Source organism: [Clostridium] celerecrescens 18A, from assembly GCF_002797975.1.
Taxonomy (GTDB): Bacteria; Bacillota; Clostridia; order Lachnospirales; family Lachnospiraceae; genus Lacrimispora; species Lacrimispora celerecrescens.
This window is the reverse complement of the sequence record NZ_PGET01000001.1, coordinates 3,216,028-3,238,528: the sequence shown is the minus strand read 5'-3', so window position 1 is coordinate 3,238,528 and position 22,501 is coordinate 3,216,028. Positions and strand designations below refer to the sequence as shown.

The following is a 22,501-nucleotide window of genomic DNA, read 5'->3' as shown; positions in this document are numbered from 1 at the left end:
TAGGTATGCCTGGAAGGTATTCCTCTTTCTAGCCCGCGCTGTTTGGGCTTAAAGGTTTACCCGAATGGCGCTTCTTTTGCAGATTATTCTACAAAGTTAATTTTTGTCTTTTCAAGCTTTAAGTCAACCGTAGGATTGTTGTTATCCTGGGAAGGCTGTACAAGTTCGATCTTACCGTCTTTTAACTGAGTAAAGATTGCATCATAATCCTGCTGTGTGAACTTGGTGAATTTGGAAGTTTCCATTGGAAGTCCGATACCATTGTTCTTTGCTGAGAAGATGCTGGTTTTTCCGCCTGGGAAAGAATTGTCATAGAATGCCTTTACTCCATCGTAAACGGAAACGGACAGCTCTTTCATCGCTGAGGTGATAACAGTATTGGATTCATAGCTCTGGTCAACGTCAACGCCGATAACCTTCGTGCCTTTTTCTTCAGCAGCAGCCATAACGGAGTTGCCAACTGCGCCTCCGCATCCAAAGATCACTTCGGTTCCGTTCTGGTACCAGGAAGCTGCCATGGACTGAGCTTCCGGTGTAGCGGCAAATGCACCTGTGTAGTTGTACATGATTTCTATGTTGTCGATTCCCATTTCCTTAGCTGCAACGTCAGCGCCTTCTGCAAATCCGTAGCCATAACGGATAACTGCAGGAACTGCCATACCGCCTAAGAAACCAAGCTTAGTATAACCGTCTTTCACTGCTGCATAGCCTGCTAAGAATCCAGGCTCGTCTTCCTGGAAGAGGATCGGCATAACATTAGCCTCTGTTCTGAATTCTGAATAATCACCATTGTGAGGTTCGCCATCCAGAAGGATGAAATGAACATCTTTGTGCTGATCCTGAGCAAGGAATACAGGCTCTTCAAATAAGAATCCTGGGCAAACAACTAACTTGGCGCCGCCTTCGATGGCAAGGCCGATGGTCTCAAGATAGGAATCAGTAGTACCTTCCTGGGGCTGGTAGTATTTGTAGGAAATGTTGTTTTCCTCCGCATACTTCTTCATGCCTTCCCAAGCGCCCTGATTAAAGGACTTATCATCAATGGTTCCTAAGTCTGTAACCAATGCAAGCTCATACCCGTTGTCAGATTTTTCTGAAGCTGCGGCTGTTGTCTCTGCCGTTTTTTCAGCAGCAGTTGTGGTTTCCGGTGCAGCTGTGGTAGCGCCGCCTTGATTGGAAGATCCACATCCACTTAATGCTGCAGTCATCATGACTGCCATTGCTAATGCTAATGCTCTCTTTTTCATAATCTTGTTTTTCCTCCTGTTTTTGATTAATTTTCAGAGATACCACTAATGTATCACATTTTCGTTCTGGAAACAATCTCATTTGGTGTAATTTTACAGAAAAAATCAAAAAATAATCGAGCATTTTATGGAATATATTCCTTAACCATTTAATATGGACGGATATTCTCTGATATTACTTGTTATTTAAACGAAAAATGATAGAATGTTTAAAGAATAAAAAAGGAGGATTTTTATGAAAAAGGCAAATTTACTGGAAGAACCGGTGAAGAAGTTATTTTTAAGGTATCTGATGCCATCCATCAGCGCCACTCTGGTTACTTCTATATATATATTGGCGGACACCCTGATGATCGGACGGGGAGTAGGCGCCATCGGAATTGCTGCTTTAAACCTTCTTCTGCCCTTATACAGTCTGTTTTTCGGAACCGGCCTGCTGTTTGGCGTAGGCGGGGGTGTGCTCTTGTCCATTTCCAAGGGAAAGGGAGATGAGCATGGGGCCAGGGAATATTTTACGGCTGCACTCTGCATGGCAGCAGCTGCCGGCGTGTTCTATGTGACGGCAGGGCATCTGCTGTTTGACCCTGTGACAAAATTTCTGGGAAGAAATGAAACCATGGATCTATATGTCAGGGAATATGGAAGGATACTGGTATGGGGGGCGCCTGTATTCCTGCTTTCTTCTTTCCTTCAGGCCTTTGTCAGAAATGACAGAGCTCCTAAATTGGCAATGACTGCCGTGATCACCGGCGGTGTCACCAATGTGCTCCTGGATTATATTTTTATCTTTCCTATGAATATGGGAATGGCAGGAGCGGCGGCGGCCACTGTGATCGGCTCCTGCCTGACTCTTGGCATCCTGCTAACCCATTTCTTTTCCAAGGGAAGTTCCTTAAAAATCGCCCTTGGCTTCAAATGGAGAAAAGCAGGGGAAATCGTGGTAAACGGCCTTTCCAGTTTCTTATTAGAAACGTGCAGCGGAATCGTCATGTTTTTATTTAACCGCCAGCTTTTGGCTTACGTTGGCGATCTTGGAGTGGTGGTGTACGGTATCATATCCAACAGCGCCTTGATTGTTGCTTCTATTAATAATGGTATCTCGCAGGCCTCCCAACCCATTCTGGCCATGAATTACGGGGCCGGAAAAATGGAGAGGTTAAAGGAAACACGCCGCATGGGAGAATTGGCCGCATGCGTTGCCGGTGTGCTGTTTGTGGGAGTGGGTATGCTTTTCCCGGCTATGGTAACAGAGGCCTTTGTTAAGCCTGCGAATGAGATTTTAGGCATGTCGGTTCCTGCTGTCAGAATTTATTTCCTGTCATTTCTTCCCATGGGATTTAACATCTTGTTCAGCACCTGGTTCCAGTCGGTACTAAATCCGGGAAAGGCTTTGTTCATCTGCCTGATGCGGGGACTTATCTTAAGCAGCGTTCTTGTATTTCTTCTTCCAATGGCATTTGGGGTAATCGGGATCTGGACCGTTATGCCGGTGTCAGAATTTTTGACGCTGGGGATCTGCCTGGTGTTGCTGAAAGAAAAAAAGTCTGTTTTAACTGAAAAATTTTGAATTTATTTTGTAAAATTTTGGGGGTAAAACGTGGATTTTCAAATGGAAAATTCGTATATACGAACTAAAATCGCATATCGGAAAATGACTGAATATGGAAGTACTTTCATGGTAATTGTATCGAAAAAAGAGCTAATTTTTGGGAATAATTAAAGAAACCCCCTTTACTAGCGTATGAATTATGCTATAATATTTGCAGGGCTTTTTTGCGAATGTATCCGGCAGAAAAGCTGGACAACCAACACATTTTGAGGAGGAAATTTACTTATGGCAAGAAAATGGGTTTATTTGTTTACCGAAGGTAATGCAAGCATGAAAAACCTGTTAGGAGGAAAAGGCGCCAACTTGGCAGAGATGACAAATTTAGGCCTTCCGGTTCCCCAGGGATTTACCATAACAACAGAGGCTTGTACTCAGTATTATGATGACGGCGAGAAGATTAACGATGAGATCATGGACCAGATCATGGAACACATCACTAAGATGGAAGAGATCACCGGAAAGAAGTTCGGCGATAAGGAAAATCCTCTTCTGGTTTCTGTTCGTTCCGGTGCAAGAGCATCTATGCCAGGTATGATGGACACCATCTTAAACCTTGGTTTGAATGAAGAAGTAGTGGAAGTTCTGGCTGCAAAATCCGGTAATCCTCGTTGGGCATGGGACTGTTACCGCAGATTTATCCAGATGTTCTCCGACGTCGTTATGGAAGTGGGGAAAAAGTTCTTTGAAGAGCTCATCGATAAGATGAAGGAAGAAAAAGGAATCACAGAGGACGTAGATTTAACAGCTGAGGATTTAAAGGAGCTCGCAAAACAGTTCCAGGCTGAGTATAAGGAAAAGATCGGTGCTGATTTCCCGACAGATCCAAAGTTACAGCTGATGGAAGCGATCAAGGCTGTTTTCCGTTCCTGGAACAACCCGAGAGCAAACGTATACCGCCGCGACAACGATATCCCATATTCCTGGGGTACTGCTGTTAACGTTCAGATGATGGCGTTCGGTAACATGGGCGAGACCTCCGGTACCGGTGTTGCATTTACCCGTGACCCAGCAACCGGCGAACGGCACCTTATGGGTGAGTTCTTAATGAACGCACAGGGTGAGGACGTAGTTGCCGGTATCCGCACACCGCAGAAGATTGACCAGTTAAAGGAAGTTATGCCGGAAGCCTATGAGCAGTTCGTAGGAATCTGCAATAAGCTGGAAGATCACTACAGAGATATGCAGGATATGGAATTTACCATTGAAGATAGAACCCTTTACATGCTTCAGACCCGTAACGGCAAGAGAACAGCTAAGGCTGCTTTAAAGATTGCTTGTGATCTGGTTGACGAAGGCATGATTTCAGAGGAAAAGGCAGTTAAGATGATCGATCCAAGAAACTTGGATACCTTACTCCATCCTCAGTTTGATACAGATGCATTAAAGAAGACAGAACCGATTGGAAAGGCTCTGGCAGCATCTCCAGGAGCTGCATGCGGTAAGATCGTATTTACGGCTGACGATGCAAAAGCATGGCATGAAAGAGGCGAGAAGGTTGTACTGGTTCGTCTTGAGACCTCACCGGAAGATATTGAAGGAATGAAAGCAGCTCAGGGTATCTTAACCGTACGCGGCGGTATGACTTCTCATGCAGCAGTTGTTGCACGTGGAATGGGTACATGCTGTGTATCCGGCTGTTCCGAAATCGTTATGGATGAAGAAAATAAGAAATTCGTCCTGTCAGGCAAGGAATATCATGAAGGAGACTTCTTATCCCTTGATGGATCTACCGGAAAGATCTATGACGGAATCATTCCGACAGTAGACGCAGCCATTATCGGTGAATTCGGAAGAATCATGGCATGGGCAGACAAGTACAGAAGGCTGAAAGTAAGAACCAATGCTGACACACCTGCTGATGCAAGAAAAGCAAGAGAACTGGGAGCAGAAGGAATCGGCCTTTGCCGTACCGAGCATATGTTCTTTGAAGGAGACAGAATCGACGCATTCCGCGAGATGATCTGCTCCGATACCGTTGCGGAAAGAGAAGCAGCTCTTGAAAAGATCCTTCCTGTACAGCAGGATGATTTTGAAAAGCTTTACGAAGCATTGGAAGGTAATCCTGTTACCATCCGTTTCTTAGATCCGCCTCTGCATGAGTTCGTTCCAACAGAGGAAGACGACATTAAGAAGCTGGCAGATACCCAGGGCAAGACTGTTGCTCAGATCAAGAGCATCATTGATTCCTTACACGAGTTTAACCCGATGATGGGACATCGTGGATGCCGTCTGACAGTTACCTATCCTGAGATCGCAAAGATGCAGACAAAGGCAGTGATCCGTGCAGCCATCAACGTTCAGAAAGCACATGCTGACTGGAACGTTTGCCCGGAAATCATGATTCCGCTGATCTGTGATGAGAAGGAATTAAAGTTTGTTAAGAAGATCGTAGTTGAAACTGCTGACGCAGAGATCGCTGCAGCAGGAAGCAGCTTAAAATATGAAGTAGGTACCATGATCGAGATCCCAAGAGCATGCCTGACCGCTGATGACATTGCCAAAGAGGCAGAATTCTTCTGCTTCGGAACCAATGACTTAACTCAGATGACCTATGGCTTCTCACGTGACGATGCAGGCAAGTTCTTAAATGCTTACTATGACACCAAGATCTTCGAGAATGACCCATTTGCAAAACTGGATCAGACCGGCGTAGGCAAGCTTATGGAAACAGCAATTAAGTTAGGCAAGGGCGTTCGTCCGGAGATGCATGTTGGTATCTGCGGCGAGCACGGCGGAGATCCTTCTTCCGTAGAGTTCTGCCATAAGATTGGTCTGGATTATGTATCCTGTTCTCCATTCCGTGTGCCGATTGCAAAACTGGCAGCAGCACAGGCAGCACTTAACAATTAAGGAAAACTAAAAAATATGTTTCCTTTATGATGCTGAAGGTGAGGCAATTTAAAGATATTACATGTAACATCTATATATGACAGTCGAAGGGGGTTGTGGTACCGGCAGTTTCGTACACGGCCCCTTTTGATGTTTAAAATACATTAAGAATGCAACATATGAGAAAAGCTGCTCAATCTGACCTTACGGTATAGATCTTGCAGCTTTTTTGCTGTTCTTATATAATTGACAATTGATATCCCTAAGATTCCAGATCAGATTTCAGAAGTTCATTATACTTTTCAACAATCCGGTAAAAGGCATCTAGGTCTGACTCACCGCACTGTTCGATCAGATAGGAGGTGGTCTGTGTGATGTCTGCTACATCGTAAGCTTTGTGAACCGAGGAAAGTCTCTGTCCCTTTTCTGTCACATACAGGCATACGGATTTTTCATTATTCTCTTTGTAGCGTTTTTCTATATATCCGGAGTCAACCAGCTTCTTGATGACCTGGGAAATGGCACTTTTGCTTTTGTGCCATATCTTTGACAGCTCAGTGGCGGTAATCCCGGGGGAGTCGTCAATGTAGGTAAGGGTGTGTATCTCCATCATGTTAAAGTTTTCATTCTCATATGTATGATGGGCATAGATGTAATTGTGATATAAGATGATAAATTCATACAAGGTATCCGCCCGTGCATTCAACTTCTGATATGCACTGTTTATATCTGAAATATGACTCATATAAATGCTCCTGTTCCAATTGATGATGTTTGTACATGTAATAGTACCATATATAGAATAGGGCTTCAATATATTATTTCAAACAAAACGGGAAATATTGTTAAGTGAATAAACTATAATAATTTTAAATAAACAAATTATGTAAAAAATGCCCTATTTATTAAAAATGAATTAAAAATATATTGACAATATGTACTAAGTATTTTATAATATAGTTCAGTTAGTGAACAATATTATGCAATAGCTTGCTTATACTACGAAAAGGATGGTATTTTCATGGACATTGAGAAGTTCTGTAGGGAAAATTGTGTGGAGCGACGGGGAACGGGTACATTAAAGTGGGACTCACTTCAGGAAATTTTTGGAGATGCAGACCTGCTTCCCCTTTGGGTTGCCGATATGGAGATCCAGTCGCCGGCAGCAGTAAGGGAGGCTTTGGTCAAGCGCGTGGAGCACGGCGTGTTTGGCTATGGCACGGTAGAGGATGCATTTTTTGATTCTTTTTTTGCATGGCAGATGAAGCATCATAATGTGGAACTTGCCAGGGAAAATATAAGGTTTGCTACCGGAGTGGTGGGATCCTTATATGCAGCTGTAAGGGCATACACCAAAGAGGATGCGTCCGTTATTATCTGCCCCCCTGTATATTACCCATTTTATGATGCCATACTGAATACTGGAAGAAAGCTTGTAACCTGTGAGCTTGATAACAACAACGGTTATTATACCCTGGATTTTGAAAAGTTTGAGAAGGAAATCATGGACAACAAGGTAGAGATGTTCATCCTGTGTTCCCCTCATAACCCTGTAAGCCGGGTATGGTCAGAGGAGGAGCTGGATACCATGTTCGGCATCTGCCGCAGACATGGGGTGCTGGTGGTTTCCGATGAGATTCACCAGGATTTTACCTATGAGGAGAAGAAGTTCGTATCCTCCGCCCTGGTCGGAAACGGTAAGTATAAGGATATTCTGATCACCTTAAATGCGGGGTCCAAGACATTTAACTTAGCCGGGCTGATTCACTCCCATGTAATCATATTTGACAAACCGTTAATGGAAACCTATGATGCATACATCAAAAGCATTGGTTCACCGGAAGTCAACCTCATGGGTGTTGCAGGCGTGGAGGCCGCTTTCCGGGGAGGAGAAGAATGGCTTGAGAATGTGAAGGCACTGATTATTCACAATTACAATTATATGAAACAAGAGTTTGCAAGAGAGCTTCCAGAGATCGTGGTTACGCCTCTTGAGGGAACATATCTGTCCTGGATTGATTTAAGGGGCTATCTCACAGGGGAAGAGACTGCCGGTTTTATCCAGAACAAGTGTCGTCTTGCCTGCGACGTTGGGGAGTGGTTCAGCCTCATGGCACACGGATTTATCCGGATTAACCTGGCTACTGATACAAAGAATGTTGTTACTGCTGTCGAGAGCATAATTAAAAACATCAAAGAAAAGGTGGGGGAATAAATGGCTGTTTATATAAGTGTAATCTGTTTTTTAATCTATTTGGGTGTTCTGTTTGTATTGCAGAAAAAAGGCAAATCTTTTAATGTACGTGTAATAGCCGGTCTGTTCGGCGGTATTATATTTGGAGCGATCTTAAAGACAGTGGCAGATGATGCAGCGGTTTCTGAGAGCCTGCGCTGGATCAGCCTGGTGGGTACTGCATATACCAAGCTTTTAAAGATGATGGTAATCCCGCTGATTTTTGTATCCATCGTGTGTGCGATCATTAACCAGAAGTCAGGCAAGAACCTTGGCAAGATCACAGCTCTTGTACTGGTAATTCTCCTGTCAACGGCAGCAATTTCAGCAGTGGTAGGCGGTGTTACCGCTAAGGCATTTGGCGTCAGCGCAGAGGGTCTGGAGATTGGCGAGGCTGAGAGCAAGAAGACTTCCCAGCTGGAAGAGAAGGCGAAAGAGGGCCTTTCCATTGAAGATACCATTATTGATATCATTCCATCCAATCCGATCTATGCCCTGACCGGACAGGGCAGCAATGCAACCCTTTCTGTGGTGCTCTTTGCAGCATTCCTGGGAATCGGAGTAATCGGGGTACGTACCTACGCCCCGGAACAGGCGGAGTTTTTCGGAAAACTAATGAATTCGCTGAATACCTTGGTGGTGGAAGTGGTCATGATGATTATCATGCTGACTCCATTCGGCATCTTCTCCTTGATGACCAAGACCATTGCGGGAAGTGACTATACCAGCATCCTGCGGCTTGTAACATTTGTTCTTGCTTCCTATACAGCTATATTTATCATGTTCATCATTCACGGACTGATACTGGCTGTCGTGGGAGTCAGCCCTCTTACATATTTTAAGAAGGCCATGACAACCCTGGTATTTGCATTTACCTCCCGTACCAGTGCAGGAACCCTGCCGCTGACCATCAGGACCCTGACAGATGAGATGGGCGTGGATAACGGAGTTTCCAACCTGGCAGGTTCCCTCAGTACCTCCATCGGACAGAACGGCTGCGCGGCTATTTATCCTGCCATGCTGGTAGTCATGGTGGCTCCTGCTGTGGGCCAGCAAATTACCCCTTCTTTCTTTATTCTGATGGTAGTCATCATCACGTTTGCTTCCATTGGTATTGCCGGTGTAGGCGGCGGCGCAACCTTTGCAGGTATCACCGTGTTATCCGCACTTGGACTCCCGGTTGGTATTGCAGGTCTGCTGGTAGGAATTGAGCCTGTGATCGACATGGCCAGAACTGCCCTGAATGTCAGTGATGGTATGGTGACCGGTTTGGTAGCTGCAAAACTGACCAATAATATAGATATGACAGTGTATAATGACAAGTCGCTGAACCTGGAGAAGAAGCCTTCTTCAGCAAAAGGAGATTCATAAAGAAAATAATTACAAAGGAAGTGTGATCATGGGTAAACGTGTTCTTGTTGTGGGAGGTGTTGCCGGCGGTGCGTCCGCCGCAGCCAGAATCAGGCGTCTGGATGCAGATGCGTCCATAACCATATTTGAACGGGGAGAGCATGTATCCTTTTCTAATTGCTCACTTCCCTATTATTTAAGCAGGACCGTGGAGGATAAGGATTATCTGGTTCTGATGACGCCGGAGGGATTTGAGAATTCCTATGATATCGAGGTGCGTGTTAACAGTGAGGTGTGCGGCATTGACCGCACCCTTAAGAAAATACGGATCAAAGACAGTGTATCCGGCCGGGAATATGAAGAATCATATGATGAACTGGTGCTATCGCCAGGATCATATCCGATCCGGCCGAAGTCAATCGAGGGAGTGTCTCTTCCTCATGTATTTACAGTGCGCAATGTGAATGATATTGCAGAGCTGGATCAATATGTTGCCAGAGAAGAGATCTGCAGTGTGGTTGTAATAGGAGGCGGCTTTATCGGCCTTGAGGTGGCAGAAAATCTGAAATCTGCAGGTAAGCAGGTAGCTGTGGCAGAGGCTGCCGGTCAGATCATGGCACCTTTTGATAATGATATGAGCCAGATTCTGCAAAAAGAGCTCTATGATCAGGGCGTGGAACTGGCTGTAGGTGACGGCGTTAAGGCTATCACTGAGGATAAGGTGATCTTAAACTCAGGCAGGGAGCTGCCCTGCGATGCAGTGGTGCTCTCCATTGGCGTACTGCCGGAGACAGAGCTGGCAAAGCAGGCAGGGCTGGAAATCGGTGAGACCGGTGCAATCAAGGTGACGCCGGATTACCGCACCAGTGACCCTCATATCTATGCAGTGGGCGATGCCATCGAGGTCTACCAGCGTCTGACCCACAAACCGACCAGGCTTCCTCTGGCTGGTCCGGCTCTTCGCCAGGCAAGGGCAGCCGCTGATGCCATGTATGGCATGTTCACCAGGTATAACGGAGTCATTGGCTCCTGCGCTGTCAGGCTGTTCCAGTTGAACGCTGCTGCTACAGGCCTGAATGAGAGAACTGCAAAAGCAAATAATATACCATGCGATTCGGTCTACACTATGGCCATGGATAAGGTAGGCCTGATGCCCGGCAGTTCTCCTATGCACTTTAAGCTTGTATTTGAGGTACCAACGGGAAAGATCCTGGGAGCCCAGGCCATCGGCAAGGGCAATGTAGACAAGCGGATCGATGTTATCGCAACCCTTATTGCCATGAACGGAACACTAGAGGATTTAAAAGAACTGGAACTCTGCTACTCACCGGTGTTCGGCACAGCAAGGGATGTGGTTAATCTGGCTGCGCTGGTGGCACTCAATGTCCTGCACGGTGCCCTTAAACAGGTTCATGTAAGTGAAGTGCGTGAACTGGTGGAGAGCAAAGCATGCATCATCGATGTGAGAAGCCGTGACGAGTTTGAGATGGGTCATCTCATTGGAGCCGTGAATATCCCCTTAGGTGAACTCAGGCAGCGTGTATCAGAAATTCCTCATGACAGGCCGGTATATTTGCACTGCAGGACCAGCCAGAGAAGCTATAATGCAGCTATGGCGTTAAAGGGCCGCGGTTTTGACAATATCATAAACATTTCTGGCTCCTTCCTGGGAATCAGTTTTTATGAATACTTTACGGATATGACTACAGGACGGGAAAAGATACTAACGGAATATAATTTTTTATAAAAGTCATTTAAGAGTTGGACGGTGTGCCCTGGGAAGAGGGGCATGCCGTCAGTTTTTATGGGGCATTCACCTATTCATTTCTTTCAATTAAGCGTTAGCAATTCTCTTCCGCTTTCCCGATGTCCTTATTTTCTGCCAGGCTGTATTGCTAGATCTCCAGATACCAGAACATTTCCTCCACATCTCCTGCATCCAACAAGATTTACTTAAGGAGAATTATGGAAGAGAAAAAATTGGCTATACTTTCTATATAATTTAAATATAGCAGGAAAAATGGAGGAACGTATATGAGAATTCCAAAGCACATCGGGATCATACCAGACGGCAACCGCCGCTGGGCCCTTGGAAAAGGAATGGGGAAAGAGGCAGGGTATGACAATGGAATATCCCCTGGAATGGTCCTTTACCACCTTTGCAAAAAACTTGGGATTAATGAAATGACCTTTTACGGCTTTACCGTGGACAATACAAAGCGTCCCTCAATCCAGAGGGAAGCCTTTTCGAAGGCGTGCGTAAAAGCCGTGGAGGAATTGTCTAAGGAAGATGCCGAGCTTTTGGTTCTGGGAAAAACAACGTCAATGTTTCCGGAGGAGCTGAAGCCATATACCAACAGGCACCAGTTCGGCAATGGAGGAATGAAGATCAATTTTCTAGTCAATTACAGCTGGGAGTGGGATCTGGGACTTCATGACGGAGCCATAGGCCCTAAATTAAAAACCGCCGATGTTTCCAGGATCGATCTGGTGATCCGGTGGGGAGGCCGCAGAAGGCTGTCCGGTTTCCTGCCGGTACAGTCCGTTTACTCAGATATGTATGTGATCGATGATTACTGGCCGGATTTTACGCCTCAGCACGTATACGATGCCATTGAATGGTATTCCAGGCAGGATGTGACTCTGGGAGGTTAATGATTTGGAGCGGACCGTCTGATTCGATGCAAATAGAATAGGGTTTCTAAAATTTGGCATACTACTGACTGAATGATATTTTAATGGAGGTAATTATGCCAGAGACGGTTTTAGAAAAGACAGAAGGACGGGTAAGCTATCATGACTCCGTGGAAGAGATGCTGGTGAGGATAAGGGATGACGGATTATCTAGCGTATTTTCCAGATGGGACGAGCAGGAAAAGATACGATGCAAATTTTGCCTGCAGGGATTAAGCTGCCAATTATGTACCAATGGACCTTGCAGAATCAATGAACAGAAGGGGCCGGAAAAGGGTGTTTGCGGAATTGGCCCGGATGCCATGGCCATGAGAAATCTTCTTATGCGAAACATTATGGGAGCTGCCACCTATGCCCATCATGCTTACGAGGCCTTCCGGACCTTAAAAGAAACAGGAAAAGGCAATACTGTTTTTCAGATTACGGACGTTAACAAATTAAAATGGATGTGTGAAAAAACAGGGATCAATACAAACCAGGATGTGAACCAGATGGCTGTAAGCCTTGCAGAATTTCTTGACCGGGAGATGAAAATAAGCCCTGATGAGAAAAGTGTTATGGTAGAAGTCTTTTCACCGAAAAAACGAAAAAAGATTTGGGAAGACTTACACATTTACCCATCAGGCGTTGAACACGAAGTACAGAACAGCATTGCAAGCTGCCTTACCAACGTAGATGGCGATTACGTTTCCCTGGCAACAAAAGCTCTGCGCTTAGGTCTATCCACGATTTATACTGCGCAGATTGGCCTCGAAATGACCCAGGATATACTATTTGGAACGCCGATGCCTCATGAAGTGGATGTGGATTTGGGAATTATGGATCCTGACTACGTAAATATTGCATTTAATGGACATCAGCCCTGGATTGGAGTTGCTGCTTTACAGAAGGCAAGGATGCAGAAGTATCAGGATATGGCAAGGCAGGCCGGAGCAAAGGGAATTCATATCGTAGGCTCCATTGAGACCGGACAAGAATTGCTGCAAAGATTTGAAATGGATGATGTGTTTGTGGGCCTTATGGGTAACTGGTTATCCATTGAACCGTTTTTAGCAACAGGGACGGTGGATGCATTTGTAATGGAAGAAAACTGTTCTCCGCCTGCCATCGATCAATATGCGGAAAAATATCAGGTAGCGCTTGTAAGCGTCAGCACGATTATCGGTGTTCCCGGCACAGAGCATAAGATGCCATATTATCCGGGCAAGGCAGAGGAAATGGCGGAGACGTGCATTAACGTTGCCATTGAGAACTTTAAGAAAAGGCATGACCAGATTAAGCCCATGGTTCCAAAATACAAGCAAAAAGCCATTGCCGGATTTTCCACGGAAGCAGTATTAAATGCAATCGGAAATGATTTAAATAATCTGGTGGATGTCATTGCAAATGGACAGTTAAAAGGAATTGTTGCCCTGGCAAACTGTTCCACATTAAGAAATGGACCTCAGGATTGGAATACGGTAAATTTAACAAAAGAACTGATTAAAAAAGACATCCTTGTAGTTGCAGGGGGGTGCGGAAACCATGGATTAGAGGTTGCGGGAATGTGCAATTTAGAAGCCATCGATCAGGCCGGAGAAGGTCTGCAGGGAGTGTGCAGGGCTTTGGGGATCCCTCCTGTGTTAAGCTTTGGAACCTGCACGGATACAGGAAGAATTTCCATGCTTGTAACGGCCCTGGCCGACCATCTGGATGCCGATATTTCTGATTTGCCCATCGCGGTGACTGCACCGGAGTGGATGGAACAGAAGGCCACTATAGATGGCTTATTTGCCATAGCATACGGGGCCTATACCCATCTTTCCCCCACTCCATTTATCACCGGCGCACCAAAGCTTGTAAAACTGCTTACAGAAGATGTGGAGAGCCTGACCGGAGGCAAAGTGGCGTTAGGTGATGACCCGGTACAGGTAGCCAATGATATTGAAGACCACATCATGAAAAAAAGACGGAACATGGGCTTGAATTAGATTCCAAGCGGAAAATGAAATGACCCTGTAAGATGAAAAGACAAGAATAAATGACTTTGCAGACAAAGAAGGCTTCGGCGTTTTTACAGAAGCCTTCTTTTTGTATTGGGCAGTCAGAATTGGTGTTTAGCCACCATGTTTCCATTTCATAACTGTTTAAGGTCTTCTTTTTGTTCCGGACCGGCTGAAAATCCTATTCTAATTTATAAATTATGTTATAATACAAAAAAAGAAGAGATTTGGAAGAAATTAACAAAGGGGGAACATGGCTTGATCAAATATTTGGTAAACAGATACAGAGGATGGGGGATTGCCAAAAAGACATTGATCATCCTGCTTTTTGTCTCGATCGTCCCTGTCATGGTAATTGAAATCATAACCTGTATCATTGCCGCCAACACCATAAAAAAGCAGATGGATATTCTGGTGGAAAGCAATATGAAGCTATCCCAGAAAGGGCTGGAAGATTTCTTTTCCGAATATGACAGCATCATCATGTCTATTTATACGGAAAATGAATATGCCCTAAAGCTGGAAAAGCTGAATGTGTGGGATTCCAGAAATTATTATCTGTTAAAGAAGCAGCTGGAAGAAGATCTGGAAAATATCTCCTATCTTCATCCGGAAATATTAGGGATTGCGGTGGTGACACAAAAAAAGGAATGCATTCTGTATGATTCCATTACCAACAGCACCATGGACAGCTATTGCTTTCCGGAAAAAGATAAAAGCTGGCTGGCTGTGACTGATGAGACCTTTCATAACACCCAGACCGTTTATTCCAATGTCATAAACCGGGAGGAGGCAAACGGGACAAAAAGAAATATCATCTATCTGGGTCACCGGATTGCTGATATTAATAATTACAGACAAGGTACGGTTGGAAGCATACTGATCTGCCTTGACGAAACCAATATCCGGGAAACCTATTCCCAGGAAAACGAAAGCGAATTCAATGTATCCTTTCTTTGCGATGCCAATGGAAGCATCCTTTCCAGTACCAGGGCGGACTTAATTGGGACAGGCATCTTTGAAGAATGGGAAGACTGCAAAGAGGAGCTGTTTTCCCAGCCGGAACTTAAGATCAGACAGGCGGTGGAAGCCCATCAGATCATGAACAATGGATTTTACAGCATTTACACAAAGCCTGTGTTAAAAAACCAGTTTGTCCTGGTCAGCCTCCGGGATTACAGAGAGCCTTTAAAGGATTTTAAATATATCTTTGAGGTGATCATTCTGCTTACGATATTGATCATCATTACCAGCATTCTTATTATGATCCAGTTTGCAGGTTCCTTACAGGTCTGTGTTGAAAAGATCACCTCTGCCATGGACAGAGCCTATAAGGGGGATTATACGGTGCAGATCGAGCACACCTGGAGGGATGAGTTTGGAAAGATTGCAAGGCACTTCAATCATATGGTACAAAAGATTGACCAGTCTGGAAAGATGGAAAAGGAAGCCCTTCTCCGAGAGAAAAATGCGGAATTAAAGGCTTTGGAGGCCCAGATCAACCCTCATTTTCTTTATAATACCCTGGATGCCATCAACTGGATGGCCATAGAAAATGAACAGTTCTTAATCAGCAAAATGCTTAAAAATCTTGGATCCATTCTGCGTTACAGCGTACATAAAAGCAATGGTGTGGTAAGTGTGAGGAGTGAGCTTGATTATTTAAAGCAGTATATCTTTCTCCAGCAGCAAAGGTTTTCCTTTTCCTTCCACTGCATAATGGATGTGGATGAGGAGGTCCTGGATTTAAAGATGCACAAGCTGTTGTTCCAGCCTCTCATTGAGAATGCCATTATCCATGGGTTTCCAGGCGATAACGGACAGGATATGCTTACGGTATCTATCAGAAAAATGGGAGATAAGCATCTGGTGGTTCAAGTGGAGGACAATGGAAAAGGCATGGAGGGGGAACTGGTCAGGGAACTGAATCACTATGATTATTCAAGCGGCACCATTGAGGGGAGTATCGGGGTACGGAATGTGATTATGAGGATCAAATACTATTATGGAGAAGAAGGGCATTTCTTTATTGAATCAAATGACAGGGGAACCAAAATAACGGCTGAGATTTTGTTTGAAGAATAGACAGGGGGAACGATACTTGGGCATGAAAGTGGTAATTGTGGAAGACGAACCAAACACAAGGAACGGGATCATAAAAATCATTGAAAAGTATACGTCACATGAAGTGGTTGCAGGGGAAAGCGATGGAGAGGCAGGGCTTGAAAAAGTGTTATCTTTGCATCCGGATGTGGTTATAACGGATATCAATATGCCAAAGATGGACGGACTGGCCATGATCCACAAGATCAGGGAAGCAGGGATTATGACGGCGGCAGTTCTTCTGACCGGGTATTCGGAGTTTGAATATGCCCAGCGCGCCATACAGTTATCCGTAGCTGAATATTTGCTGAAACCTCTTGATGTGGAGGACATCATAGAGGTCCTTGGGACCGTAGAGAAAAAGTTATCAAAGAATAAGGTGGAGCAGGTTTCCGCGGAACAGCTGCTGTTTTCCATCCTGACGGGAGACGGAAATGATGAGGAAATGGTTCAAAAGCAATTTGCTGAAAAGATACGAAAGCAAAAGGACCAGGTAATTTCCATGTTTCTGATCCAGTCAGAAAGCATTCTGGAGGATACGACGAACCAGATGACGGAAGTCCTTAAAGACAGCCTTGACGCAATCTGTCTGACCGGCTTTTTCATCTTTAAGCTTCCCTATGAAAAACAGATTCTTGTCATGATTTCAGACGGCCAGAACGTGAAGTATTTAAAGGCCATATTTAAAACCCAGATATTGAAGGAACTGAAGGAGAAGGGAGAATTTCTCATCAGCTACGGGGAACTTGGAAGTTTATCCAGTCTTAAAGATACTTTAAAGCAGATGCAGGAATATCTTTCCTATACCTTTGTATTTCAGGACCAGTGCGTCATTGACAGGGAACTGGTTAAGAATCTGTCCTTTGAACGGGTGGAATATCCGGAATATTTGGAGCGGGGAGTGAAAAGGGACATAAGGAATGGAAACAAGGAAGGAATCAGAAGAAATGCCAGGAAATTTGAGGAGATGGTCATTCAAAGCAGGGAAGAGCCTAAGGTGATCAAAAACCATACCGTCCGTTTTGTTATGGCTTCCTTAAATACCGCAAGGGACTTGATGAAAAACAAAGACATTGAGGCCCTCTACCAATACCTGTTAAACGATATGATGAAAACCGGAATCAGGGAAATCTTTTTGAACAATTACTGGAAAGTGATTGATATGGTTGCAGATGACAGGGAAAAGGATGCTCTGACCGGCAATGGCATGATCTTAAATGTGATCGAATTCATAAGGCAGAATTATGATAAGGATGTATCGCTTTCCGATGCGGCTGATCTGGTGGGGATCACACCGGAATATTTAAGCAAGCTGTTTACCAGGGAAATGGGGATCAACTTTTGTACATTTTTAGGGGAATTCCGTGTCAGCATTGCAAAAAAGCTTCTGGCGACGGGCAATTATAAGATCCATGAGGTAGCTGAAATGGTGGGGTATAAGGATACGAAGTATTTTAATAAGGTATTTCGTTCCATTATGGGAGTGTCGCCCTCAGACTATAGAAAGGTATTCTAAGATATGAACAGGACTGTACAAAAACTTCTGATCTCTTTATGGCTGCTGGTCTCCTTTTTATTGATCAGCGTAATATTAAAATATTACAGAGAATCCAATGAGGTGGCAGCTGAGGAGGATAAAAGGGACCAGCTTGTGGTTATGGCTGTCAGCGAGGAGGATGAAAGCGGCGATTATTTAAAAAAGCTTGTGGATGAATATTCTAAACTGCCAGGGAATCCGGAGGTCAGGATCCAGTATGTCTCTCAGTCCGGCTTTCAAAAGCAGCTGTGTATTGATAAGGATCAGAATAACCTCCCTGATCTGATCATCTGTGAGAACGTCATGACGCCTGCCCTTGAGTCCATGGGAATACTTAGGGATTTGTCCGATTACATGACAGCGGAGAGAGCCTCCTTGTATCTAAAGAATGCATACAGCAGCACGGTAGTAAACGGCATCAGCTATTCCGTACCCTTTACCAGCAACCCCTATGTGGTATTTTATAATGAGGATCATTTGAGGAAGCATGATGCAGCCATACCGGATACGATGGAAGAGCTTCTTAAGCTGTGCAGGGAAACCAGTACCCTTGGCACCTATAATTTCGGTTTTGCCATGAAGAATAAAGAGGATATCGCCTCCAGTTTTTTGCAGATGATCTATTCTGCAGGAGGAACTCTGCGAAGCCTGGATACGGAAAACTGCATGAAACTGTATGAAATGCTTGGCAATATGAGGGATGAGGGGATCATAGACCAGGATGTGATCAACTGGAATCAGAAGGAGCTAATGAAGGCGTTTTCCAGGGGATATGTGAAGATCGCCATTGCAGAGCTAAGCTCCATGTCCATACTGGAGAATTCGGACAGGAAGTGTAAGTATAAAATCGCGGAAATCCCTTATATCCAGAAGCAGACTTATCTGCTGCAGGGAGACAACATCGGGATCACAGTAACGGCGGACATGGAAGAATCCATAAAACTGCTGGACTATCTTACATCCAGGGAGGTGATAAAAAGCTATTACGAAAATACCTACTGCCTTTCCGTAAGAACGGATATAAAGGTAAATCCCGGGCTGGTAAGAGGTCTTCCGGATGAATTTGTGGAACGGGAGAGAAAACAGAGTATCTTAAAAAATGCCTACACCACATGGTTTATCATATCAGATGGAATTGCAGGGAATCTAACGGATTTTCTCGGAGACAAGAGCATGACACCGGAGGAGGTTTCTAAAAGGCTTCAGGGTGACATCAGGAACGCCATTCTAGAAAGGTAGGCGAAAAAGAGTCAATCGGATATTCGCAATCCGCTTCACTCCTTGTTGAGGTTAAAATTATACCCCTTTTATAAAATTTTGGAATACTCTGTAAAACTTTCTTATGCTATTATTCTCTTAACCACTATAAGGATCACGCTTCACGGGTTACTTATAGCTATCGCGGCAGTCGCCGAATAAGCATGCAAGCATATTTATCCGGCTCGTTGCCCGCGTAGACTAAGATACTACCTTACAGGTATATGTTTCTTCCCAGGAAGTCTGGGAGGCGAATAAGAGATGGGAGGGTTTTATGAAGAAAATGAAGAAAGTTGCAGCAGCGGTGCTTGCATCGTCCATGATTCTTTCCCTGGCAGCATGCCAGGGTTCCAGGGCAAAGACGGAAACAACAGCCCAGGGAAAGACAGAAGCAGCTTCCGGGGAAACCGGAAAAACAGCGGAAACCCAGAGCACAGGAGGAAAGACTAAAATTTCCATCACCTTCCGGGATGGTGGAAGCGATGCCTTAAAGAACTGGTTTGAGCATGCGTATGAGACTTACGATAAAAAGGATTCCATTGAACTTGACATTGCCCCCATTACTGCTTCAGAAGGGGATTATTTTGCAAAGGTGGCGCTTGCACTTCAATCAGCGGATACGGCTCCGGACATTGTCTGCGAAGATACGTTCCAGCTTCCCTCTGACGTAGCAGCCGGTTATCTTACCGATCTTTCTGCCTACTTAAAGGACTATAAGGAATGGAATGACGGGACCTTCTACGGACCTCTGGTAGATGGTGTTACATACAGTGACGGCAGCGTGTATGGGATCCCTTACTGTACCGATACCCGTGGATTGTGGTATAACAAGGACATATTTAAGGCAGCCGGCTTAGATACGGAGTGGCAGCCAAAAACCTGGCAGGAGATCCTGGATACCTGCAAGGTTATTAAGGAGAAATGCCCGGATGTGGTGCCTTTCTGGTGCAATTCAGGAGTAGCAAGCGGAGAAGCCACCTCCATGCAGACCTATGAAATGCTTCTTTACGGGACCGGAGAACAGCTTTTAGATGAAAATGACAAATGGATCGCATCCAGCGAAAACATTTTAAAATCCCTGAATTTTATCAACACCATATATAAGGAAGGATACGGGCCATCCCTTTCCAAGGTGTTAAACGGAGAAGCAGGAAACATTGCTTCCAGGGAATACTTACCGGGAGGCAAGCTTGCCATTTCCTTAGACGGATACTGGATGACAGGAAATTACAAGGAAACAGGATCGGCTCCATGGCCGGAATACATGGATAAGCTTGGCATCGCAGCCATGCCCACCTCTGAGGGGCAGAAACCGGGAAGCATCACCATGTCAGGCGGCTGGGCATTATCCATACCACAGCTTTCCGATCAGAAGGATGCGGCTATGGATTTTATCAAGCATTGCATGAGCTATGATATTTATCTGGATACCATCATTGCCCAGGGAAATATTGCAACCAGAACTGATATTGCAGCAGATCCTACCTACGCTTCCCAGCCCTTTATGGAAAAGTGCACCGGCTTTTTATCCGGAGCTTTCTACAGGCCAAGAAACAGCCAGTATTCAACGGTCACTACTCATATCCAGACTATGGTGGAATCGGTTGTATCTGGTACGAGTCCTGAGGATGCAATGGCGCAGTATAAATCAGATGTGACGAACAGCGTTGGCGCAGATAATACCGTGACAAAATAAACGTTCAGGATTTGAAGGGGAGGGCTAACGTGCAATAGCAAAGCACCTGGCTCTCCCTGTTTTTATCCAAACGGAGGAAGCCCCTTACAGGGATACCTATATGCCCTGAAAAGCAGGGCGGAAATGAGGAAGCCCCTTACAGGGATACCTATATGCCCTGAAAAGCAGGGCGGAAATGAGGAAACCCCTTACAGGGATACCTATATGCCCTGAAAAGCAGGGCGGAAATGAGGAAACCATGAATAAAAATAGCAGCCGGCTGTTTGCGGAAGCAAGAAAATCAGTATTAATTCTGCCCTCTATGGTCCTTTTACTTATATTTTTTGTGATGCCGATTTTATTGACTGTTTATTATTCCTTTACAAACCTGGCTCTATCAGGGGAGAATGCAAAACAGCTTAAATTTATCGGCCTGTCCAATTACGTCAGCATGTTTAAGGACCGCACCGTACGCATCAGCATTGTCAACACCCTTGTTTTTCTCCTTGGAAGCCTGATCGGACAGCAGGTCCTGGGTTTTCTCATCGCCCTTAACATGAGAAACAGAAACAGGATCTTCCGGGGGATCGTAGGTCCTGTTTTCCTGGCAGGCTGGATCATGCCGGAGGTGGTTGTAGCCTTATGCTGCAGCACTTTTTTCGGAGATGAAGGTACCTTAAACCAGATCTTTTCTTTTTTTCACCTTCCCACCGTGGAATTCTTATTTGCCATTCCCATGGCAACGGTCATTTTAGCAAACATATGGCATGGGACTGCATTTTCCATGATGAACTTTCAGTCAGCGTTAGATGGGGTACCGGCGGATATCGAGGAAGCGGCAAAGGTGGATGGAGCAGGCCCTTTTCAGACCATGATCAGGATCATCCTTCCCTGCATCAAGAACACAATAGCTACAAATACCATGCTGAATACCTTATCAACCCTGGGCGTATTCGGGCTGATCTACATGATGACTGGCGGGGGACCTGGAACCAAAACCCTGACCCTTCCCATCTTTATGTACCGGCAGGCATTTATTTCCCAGCAGCTGGGATACGGCACAGCTATTTCCATGATTCTGCTTGTGATCGGGATTGTGCTCAGTGTTTTCTATACAAGAGTTATGAGAAAGGACTAGAGGAGGTGCTTCATGTATTGGAAATTAAGAAAAACGGTGCCCTATGGGGTGCTGACCTTATTAGCAGTTATATTTGTCCTTCCCCTGCTTTGGATCGTGCTGGCCTCCTTTGACGGCAACGCTTCTCAGGCGGTGAAGGTGCCCACTCAGTGGACCCTTGATAATTACAAGGTGATCCTGTCCAGTCAGACCAATCAGAGGGCATTTGCCAATGGACTGCTCATTTCTTTTGGACAGTCGGTCCTGGTGGTGTTATTTGCAGGCCTGGCAGCCTATCCCCTGTCAAGATATGAACTTCGTTATAAAAGTATATTTTTATATACGATTTTATTTATGACCTCCCTTCCCATAACGGCAGTCATGGTCCCGGTGTATAAGATGTTCCTGACCATTGGCCTGTATGACAAGACATTGGGCCTTATTTTATTTTTGACAGCAACCTCCATGCCTTATGGAATCTGGCTCATGAAAAATTTTATGGACAATGTCCCCATAGAACTGGAGGAGGCGGCCTGGGTAGACGGCGCGTCCACATTGGCAAGCATACAAAAAATCATCGCTCCCTTAATGTTTCCGGGGATTTGCGTAGTTTTCATCTTTACCTTTTCAGGGAGCTGGGGCAACTTTTTTATACCCTATATCCTATTGCAGACTCTAAATAAATTACCGGCATCTGTAACCCTATATCAATTTTTCGGACAGCATGGTATGATAATATATGGACAGTTGGCCGCATACTCGGCCGTCTATGCCATTCCTTCTATATTCCTTTATATTTTGTCACAAAATTATATGTCAAAGGGCTTTAATATGGCCGGCGCAGCCAAAGGCTGATGCATAAGGAGGA

Annotated in this window: 15 protein-coding genes; 13 read left to right on the top strand and 2 right to left on the bottom strand. The window is 45.0% G+C overall.

Annotated elements, in window-relative coordinates; translation table 11 throughout:
* Positions 1-83: 83 nt before the first annotated feature.
* Complete coding sequence (locus H171_RS14795; protein WP_100305840.1) at positions 84-1,247, bottom strand: BMP family lipoprotein; 1,164 nt, start codon at positions 1,245-1,247, stop codon at positions 84-86.
* Between the two features lie 235 nt (positions 1,248-1,482).
* Between H171_RS14795 and H171_RS14790 the strand changes: the two genes are divergently transcribed.
* Positions 1,483-2,814, top strand: a complete 1,332-nt coding sequence (locus H171_RS14790) for an MATE family efflux transporter (protein ID WP_100305839.1) — start codon at positions 1,483-1,485, stop codon at positions 2,812-2,814.
* Between the two features lie 267 nt (positions 2,815-3,081).
* Positions 3,082-5,706, top strand: a complete 2,625-nt coding sequence (gene ppdK / locus H171_RS14785; protein WP_100305838.1) for a pyruvate, phosphate dikinase — start codon at positions 3,082-3,084, stop codon at positions 5,704-5,706.
* Positions 5,707-5,947: 241 nt separating this feature from the next.
* On the opposite strand, the gene H171_RS14780 is transcribed toward ppdK, so the two are convergent.
* Positions 5,948-6,430: a MarR family winged helix-turn-helix transcriptional regulator gene (locus tag H171_RS14780; RefSeq protein WP_100305837.1), complete on the bottom strand. Its 483-nt coding sequence runs from the start codon at positions 6,428-6,430 to the stop codon at positions 5,948-5,950.
* A 276-nt stretch (positions 6,431-6,706) separates the two neighbouring features.
* Between H171_RS14780 and H171_RS14775 the strand changes: the two genes are divergently transcribed.
* From H171_RS14775 to H171_RS14725, 11 genes are all read left to right on the top strand, one after another.
* Positions 6,707-7,900 carry a MalY/PatB family protein gene (locus H171_RS14775; RefSeq protein WP_100305836.1) on the top strand — a complete coding sequence of 398 codons (1,194 nt, stop codon included), beginning with the start codon at positions 6,707-6,709 and terminating at the stop codon, positions 7,898-7,900.
* Positions 7,901-9,289, top strand: coding sequence for a cation:dicarboxylate symporter family transporter (locus H171_RS14770; RefSeq protein WP_100305835.1), 1,389 nt, complete (start codon positions 7,901-7,903; stop codon positions 9,287-9,289).
* A 28-nt stretch (positions 9,290-9,317) separates the two neighbouring features.
* Positions 9,318-11,015: an FAD-dependent oxidoreductase gene (locus tag H171_RS14765; RefSeq protein WP_100305834.1), complete on the top strand. Its 1,698-nt coding sequence runs from the start codon at positions 9,318-9,320 to the stop codon at positions 11,013-11,015.
* A 287-nt stretch (positions 11,016-11,302) separates the two neighbouring features.
* Entirely contained in the window at positions 11,303-11,923 is a 621-nt protein-coding gene (locus H171_RS14760) for an undecaprenyl diphosphate synthase family protein (protein ID WP_100305833.1), read from the top strand.
* Positions 11,924-12,018: 95 nt separating this feature from the next.
* Positions 12,019-13,932, top strand: a complete 1,914-nt coding sequence (gene cooS / locus H171_RS14755) for an anaerobic carbon-monoxide dehydrogenase catalytic subunit (RefSeq protein WP_166433625.1) — start codon at positions 12,019-12,021, stop codon at positions 13,930-13,932.
* Between the two features lie 270 nt (positions 13,933-14,202).
* A complete protein-coding gene (locus H171_RS14750) occupies positions 14,203-16,029 on the top strand; it encodes a sensor histidine kinase (protein WP_166433624.1) in 1,827 nt (608 codons plus the stop codon).
* Between the two features lie 22 nt (positions 16,030-16,051).
* Positions 16,052-17,563 (top strand): response regulator transcription factor, encoded by a 1,512-nt coding sequence (locus H171_RS14745; RefSeq protein ID WP_157803167.1) that lies wholly within the window; start codon positions 16,052-16,054, stop codon positions 17,561-17,563.
* A 3-nt stretch (positions 17,564-17,566) separates the two neighbouring features.
* Positions 17,567-18,823 carry an ABC transporter substrate-binding protein gene (locus H171_RS14740; RefSeq protein WP_100305829.1) on the top strand — a complete coding sequence of 419 codons (1,257 nt, stop codon included), beginning with the start codon at positions 17,567-17,569 and terminating at the stop codon, positions 18,821-18,823.
* A 292-nt stretch (positions 18,824-19,115) separates the two neighbouring features.
* Positions 19,116-20,537: an extracellular solute-binding protein gene (locus H171_RS14735; protein WP_100305828.1), complete on the top strand. Its 1,422-nt coding sequence runs from the start codon at positions 19,116-19,118 to the stop codon at positions 20,535-20,537.
* Positions 20,538-20,775: 238 nt separating this feature from the next.
* Positions 20,776-21,654, top strand: a complete 879-nt coding sequence (locus H171_RS14730) for a carbohydrate ABC transporter permease (protein WP_100307543.1) — start codon at positions 20,776-20,778, stop codon at positions 21,652-21,654.
* 12 nt (positions 21,655-21,666) lie between these two features.
* The gene (locus H171_RS14725) at positions 21,667-22,488 is read left to right on the top strand and encodes a carbohydrate ABC transporter permease (protein ID WP_100305827.1); all 822 of its coding nucleotides are present in this window, start codon (positions 21,667-21,669) and stop codon (positions 22,486-22,488) included.
* The last annotated feature ends 13 nt before the right edge of the window (positions 22,489-22,501 follow it).